A 4,446-nucleotide genomic window follows, 5' to 3' on the forward strand; every position below is an offset into this window, starting at 1 on the left:
GACCCCCAACCCCCGCCCCAGGACAGGAAAAGACCCTTGACACTCGACCGCCACCTGCTCACCGTGCTCGCGTGCGCCATCGACAAGCACGCCCTGCTCTACTTCGCCGACGACCAGATCCTCTACAACCCGCGCCTGAGACGCCTCTACCGCATCGAATCCGGCATCCCGATGATGCGCGCCGACCTCGCCAGCCCCGTCGACGAACCCCGCCACCGCGACCTCGTCCGCCGGGCACCGGCCGAGGCGAGCGCCACCCTCGGCGAGAGCGTCGACGCGGTCGTCTCCACAGTGGACTGACCAGCAGGGCTTCCAGGATCCGGGAACGCGTGGACAAACCCGCCGGATCGGCGATGCTGGAGCGCATGACGATGACACTGACCCGGCTGGAGCACGACGACGGCGCGGTCGAACTGCGCATCGTCGTGCCCGGCGCCCAATGGCGGCCCGAAGTGGCCGCGCGGCTCGCGGAGGTACTCGAACCGGCCGCCGAGCCGCCTGCCCGCATCGAAGTGGAACCGCGCCGCGTGTTCGCCGCCGGCGCGGAGATCACCCTGACCAGGCTGGAGTTCGACCTGCTGCTGTTCCTGTGCCGCAACGCCGGCCGCGTCTGCGACCGGCGGTCGCTGTTGCGGCACGTGTGGCACACCGGCGAGCGGGGTGGCGGGCGCACCATCGACGTGCACATCCGCAAGCTGCGCGCCAAGATCGGCGTCCTCGGCTCGGCCATCACCACCATCCGCGGCGTCGGCTACCGCTTCGACGGCCGCGAACTGGTCCGCGTCGAGCAGAGTCCTTTTTAGACGGACGAACCGCGGCGCGCCCGCGGCCGGGTGTTCGGCCGCACCCCGGGGTTCGCGACCGCCGCCGTCATGCAGTACCCGATCGGGCCGCGCGCGTCGTGCAGCGTGCAGTGCCCCACCGCGATGCCCTCGCCGCTGGAATGCCCGCCAGCGGCCACGCCGATGTGCTCGCCCTCGGGCATCCGGCTCAGGTACAGGCTGTAGTCCGCGTTGATGAACTCCAGCTCCTTCTCCCCGGCGTGCGCCAGCGGGCTCGCGGTGTCCGCCGCCAGCGCGGCCCGCACGAACGGGCTCATCGGCTCACCCTCGACCAGCTCGCAGGTCTCGCGCACCCACGTCCGGCGGCCCTCCAGATGCCAGCGCTCCGGCGTCGCGCCCACCCGGTGTGGCGCCATGGTCTCCGGGCCCGGCGCGTCCCACGGCGGCGTGGCGGGCGCGGGGTCCGGCGGCTGCTCGCCCTCTCGCAGCTGTACCGCCGTCGCCTTGGCGAACACCCCGTCCCCGGAGTGCACCGTGGCCTCGGTGACGCGGATCCGGTGGCCATCGCGGATCCGCGTGGTGGCGACCTCGAGCGGGGCCAGGGGAGCGCTGCGGAACAGGTCCACCGTGAGCCGCGTGAACCGCATCCCCTCGGCGCCCTGCTCCGCCTCCAGCGCCCGCGCCAGCAGCCCGCCGAGGAGCCTGCCGTGGGTCATCGAAGGCACCCACCAGCTGCGGGCATGCGGCGCGGGCTCCAGGCGGCCGCCGGACGGGGCGAAAAAGGCTTGCGGCACGGGCGAAATCCTTTCGTCGGGGGAGGTGTTCACCGGGCCGGGCGGAGCGGATCGAGCCTGCGGATCAGCTCCACCGCCGCCTCGGTGAGGCTCGTGGCCTTGCGTTTCGTGCCGCAGTTCGCGATCTCGCGGCCCGCCTCGCCGATGACGCCGGTGATCACCGAGACGGTCAGCCGGTCCACCGGATCCGCGCCGGCCCCGAGCAGCACCGCGTTCTGCCGCACCCATTCGCGGGTGCGGGTGCGGCGCAGCACCTCGAACCCCGGCGGCCCGTCCCCGTCGAGGAACAGGCGTACCAGGTCCCGGCGCTGCCACGAACCCTCCAGATACGCGCGGGCGCCGACGATCAGCAGCGCCAGCGGGTCCTCTTCGCCCGCGGCCCGCGCTTCGGCGACCGCGCCGGTCGCGTTGTGCTCCTGGCTGGCCTGGTGGTCCTCCCACAACGCCAGGTACAGCTCCGACTTGCCGCCGAAGTGGTGGTAGAGGCTGCCGACGCTGGAGCCGGCCCGCTGGACGACCTCGGCCACGCTCGCCTCGGCGAACCCCCGCTCCGCGAACACGTCACGGGCCGCGGCGAGCAGCACCCGGCGCGTTTCGGCCGTGCGGCTCCACTGCCACGCGGCGGTGCCTGCTTTGCGCCCCATGTCCGTACTCCGTTCCGAAGACCGAGCCTGATTTTAGAATTCGAGTTAGTTAGCGTGGCGAAGGTCCCCCTTTGAGCCTCTTGCCCCGGCCACCATGCGTCGGGTCGAATCGAACCGGATCGGAATCCGCGCTGGTGCGGTGGGAAAGGACGTGGCGTGCGTGCTGCGAACCCGGACACCCGGGGTGACAGGTACAAATGGGTCGCGCTGACGAACACGACGATGGGCGTGCTGCTGGCCACCATCGACTCGTCGATCATGCTGATCGCGATGCCCGACATCTTCCGCGGCATCAAGCTCGACCCGCTGCTCCCGGAGAACTCGTTCTATCTGCTCTGGATGATCCTCGGCTACCTGGTCACCTCGAGTGTGCTGGTGGTCAGTGTCGGCAGGCTCGGTGACCTGTTCGGCCGGGTGCGGATGTACAACCTCGGGTTCGTCATCTACACGTTCGCCTCGCTGATGCTCACCATCGACTGGATGACCGGGCACGCCGGCGCGATCTGGCTGCTGGCGTGGCGGATCGTGCAGGGCATCGGCGGTGCCTTCCTCGTCGGCAACTCCGGCGCCATCCTCACCGACGCGTTCCCGGCCCGGCAGCGGGGGCTCGCGCTGGGCATCAACAACGTCGCCGGGATCAGCGGAACCTTCATCGGGCTGGTGCTCGGCGGGCTGCTGGCGCCGGTCAGCTGGCGGCTGGTGTTCCTGATCTCGGTGCCGTTCGGGATCCTCGGCGCCGTGTGGGCCTACCGCAGGCTGCACGATTTGTCGGCCCGCTCCGGTGAGCCGATCGACTGGCTCGGCAACGTGACCTTCGCGGTGGGGCTGATCCTGGTGATGATCGGCATCACGCACGGCATCCAGCCCTACGGCGGGCACACCATGGGCTGGACCAGCCCGGTGGTGCTCGGCTCGCTCAGCGCGGGCGTGGTGCTGCTGATCGCGTTCGGGATCATCGAGACGCGGGTGCGGTACCCGATGTTCCGGCTGCCGTTGTTCAAGATCAGGGCGTTCACGTTCGGCACCCTGTCCACGTTCCTGTCCGCGCTCGGCCGCGGCGGGCTGATGTTCATTCTGATCATCTGGCTGCAGGGGATCTGGCTGCCCCTGCACGGGTACGACTTCGAGGAAACCCCGCTGTGGGCGGGGATCTACATGCTCCCGCTCACCGTCGGCTTCCTGCTCGCGGGCCCGCTCTCGGGATACCTGTCGGACCGGTTCGGCGCGCGCCCGTTCGCCACGTCCGGCATGCTCGCCGCCGCGCTCACGTTCGTGCTGCTGGAAATGCTGCCCATCGACTTCCCGTACCCGGCCTTCGCGGCCATCCTGCTGCTGAACGGGCTCGCGATGGGGTGTTTCGCGTCCCCGAACCGGGCGGCGGTGATGAACAGCCTCCCGGCCGGGCACCGCGGGGCAGGCGGCGGGATGAACTCCACCTTCCAGAACTCGGCTCAGGTGTTCTCCATCGGCATCTTCTTCACCCTCATGATCACCGGGCTGGCCGCGGCACTGCCGGGCACGCTCACCAGTGGGCTGGAGGCACACCACGTCCCCGCCGCGGCCGCGCAAGCCGTCGCCGACAGCCCGCCGGTCTCCGTGCTGTTCGCCGCGTTCCTCGGCTACAACCCGATGCAGCACCTGCTGGGCGACAACGTGATCTCGCAACTCCCGCCCGCCGACTCGGCCGCGCTGACGGGGAACACGTTCTTCCCGAACCTGATCTCGGGCCCGTTCGAACAGGGCCTGCACATCGCGTTCGGGTTCGCCATCGCCGCATGCCTGATCGCCGCAGGGGCGAGCGCCTTCCGCGGCAGCCGCTATGTCGCGGACCTGGAGCCGCCCGTCCTGACGCACAACAAGAACTGAGGCACGCGGGCGCCCGCCGTTCGGGGCTCGCGCGCCGCCCGGGAGCGGCCAACACACGCGCACTGCCCGCCAACACGCCGACCGGCGCGGCCAACACACCGAGCCCGGGGTAGCCCGCGGGCGTGTTGGCGACTCCCGTTGGCGTGTTGGCCGCTCCGGTTGCCGTGTTGGCCGGAGCGGGGCGCGAGTTCGCCGCTCCCGCCGGAATGCTGGGCGAGCGCCCCCACCGCGCGAGTCCCCACCGCGCGAGTCCCCACCACGGGGCGCCCTCCACGTCGGCGGCCCCACCACGCGAGCCCGGCTACGCGGGCGTCCCGGCTACGGAGCCCCGGCTACGCGAGCGCCCGCTCCGCGCGAGCC

Annotated in this window: 5 protein-coding genes; 3 read left to right on the forward strand and 2 right to left on the reverse strand. The window is 71.1% G+C overall.

Annotated elements, in window-relative coordinates; translation table 11 throughout:
- Window positions 1-36 precede the first annotated feature (36 nt).
- Window positions 37-300, forward strand: a complete 264-nt coding sequence (locus FPZ12_RS45270; RefSeq protein ID WP_144762475.1) for a Trm112 family protein — start codon at window positions 37-39, stop codon at window positions 298-300.
- 65 nt (window positions 301-365) lie between these two features.
- Window positions 366-803, forward strand: a complete 438-nt coding sequence (locus tag FPZ12_RS45275; protein ID WP_144762466.1) for a winged helix-turn-helix domain-containing protein — start codon at window positions 366-368, stop codon at window positions 801-803.
- Here FPZ12_RS45275 and FPZ12_RS45280 read toward each other — a convergent pair.
- Entirely contained in the window at window positions 800-1,576 is a 777-nt protein-coding gene (locus FPZ12_RS45280; protein WP_243770367.1) for an acyl-CoA thioesterase domain-containing protein, read from the reverse strand. The two genes, FPZ12_RS45275 and FPZ12_RS45280, sit on opposite strands and share 4 nt — an antisense overlap.
- A 29-nt stretch (window positions 1,577-1,605) precedes the next feature.
- Window positions 1,606-2,220, reverse strand: coding sequence for a TetR/AcrR family transcriptional regulator (locus FPZ12_RS46800; RefSeq protein ID WP_144762463.1), 615 nt, complete (start codon window positions 2,218-2,220; stop codon window positions 1,606-1,608).
- A 222-nt stretch (window positions 2,221-2,442) separates the two neighbouring features.
- On the opposite strand from FPZ12_RS46800, the gene FPZ12_RS45290 reads away from it, so the two are divergent.
- A complete protein-coding gene (locus FPZ12_RS45290; protein WP_144762469.1) occupies window positions 2,443-4,086 on the forward strand; it encodes an MFS transporter in 1,644 nt (547 codons plus the stop codon).
- Window positions 4,087-4,446 lie beyond the last annotated feature (360 nt).

Source organism: Amycolatopsis acidicola (assembly GCF_007713735.2).
GTDB lineage: Bacteria > Actinomycetota > Actinomycetes > Mycobacteriales > Pseudonocardiaceae > Amycolatopsis_E > Amycolatopsis_E acidicola.